At 75.1% G+C, this 1,329-nt stretch carries 1 protein-coding gene and 1 pseudogene; one reads left to right on the top strand and one right to left on the bottom strand.

The annotated features are described in order from the left end of the window. A partial coding sequence (locus FV230_RS28350; protein ID WP_147844724.1) for a penicillin acylase family protein occupies nt 1–718 on the top strand: 718 nt, incomplete at its 5' end. Nucleotides 719–851: 133 nt separating this feature from the next. Here FV230_RS28350 and FV230_RS28345 read toward each other — a convergent pair. After that, a pseudogene (locus tag FV230_RS28345) lies at nt 852–1,329 on the bottom strand (hypothetical protein); the annotation flags it as partial.

Raw genomic sequence — 1,329 nt, 5'->3', positions numbered from 1 at the left:
GCTGGCGCACCTCGCCGCGACGCTGGCCGCGCCCGCCGACGCGGAGGCCCGCCGGGCGATCGCCCTGCTCGAGACCTTCGACGGGCACCTGCACGAGGGCTCGGCCTCGGCCGCGCTGGTGGAGGTGTTCTGGGTGCACCACCTGCGCCCGGCCCTGCTGCACGCCCTCGTGCCCGATTTAGAGACCCGGCGCCTGCTGCCGCCGGGCGACCTGCAGGCCCTGCTCGACCGCCTGGAGACGCCGCGCCCGCCGCTCGACCGCGCCGCCCGCGACGCGCTGGTCGAACGCACCCTGGCGGCGGCCTGGCGGGACTGCGCGGCCCGCCTCGGCCCCGATCCCGCGGCCTGGGCCTGGGGCCGCCTGCACCACGCGCTGTTCGCGCACCCGCTCGGCCCGCGCGGCTTCACCGGCCACGATGTCGGCCCCCTGCCGATGCCGGGGGCGGGGCCTTGCGTGATGCACGCCGAGTACGACCCCGCGACGTTCCGGATGACGCACGGCGCCTCGTTCCGGATGGTGCTCGACGTCGGCGACTGGGATGCCGGCGTCTTCGTCAACGCGCCGGGCCAATCCGGCCACCCGGCGAGCCCGCACTACGCCGACCATGCCGAGCCCTGGGCCCGGCGCGCCTACCGTCCGCTGCTGTACTCCCGCGCGGCGGTCGACGCCGCGACCGAGACGGTGATCACGCTGGTGCCGGGCGGCGACGGCGCCTGACGGGATCGCTCTGGACGAAGGCCCCGCCTTCGACCGAGCGGACGCCGACCTCGTTCCCGGGCCTCGAACGAAGACAGGCCCCCCACCGTCCCTCCCCCCTCTGCGGGGGAGGGAAGAGGCTCCGCGCGTTCCGTCATCCCGCAGCGGGTCGCGATCGCGCCGGCGCCCAGCGGCGCAGGGCGAGGTGGGTCGGGAGGAACAGCAGGGTCGGCAGGCCGACGATCAGGCCCGCGAGCCAGGCCCAGGCCGGAACCCAAGTCTGCGCCGCCCGGTCGCTCATGCCCCAGACGTAGTTGATGTTGACCGGGGTCAGGCCCGGCTCCGGCGTCGGCGGCGGCATCAGGAAGAAGCACGCCAGCAGGGTGACGATCGCGAGCGCGGTCCAGGTCGGCAGGGCGCGGCAATCGTAGCCGAGGCGGCCGACCAGGTAGATCAGCAGGAACGGCAGCCAGCCGTGGAAGCCCGACAGGCCGCGCAGGAACGGCGCGGTGCTCCGATCGAACATGTAGGCGGTCATCCCGGTGATCGGGCAGCCGAGGGCGGTGCCGAGGAAGTCGAGCACCCACAGCAGTTGCGGCGCGACGAGGCCGACCGCGCACATCGCGACGAGC

Origin of the sequence: Methylobacterium sp. WL6 (assembly GCF_008040095.1) — a bacterium.
Lineage (GTDB): Bacteria > Pseudomonadota > Alphaproteobacteria > Rhizobiales > Beijerinckiaceae > Methylobacterium.
The sequence above is the reverse complement of the archived record's forward strand: the minus strand, read 5'-3'. Positions and strand labels throughout refer to the sequence as shown.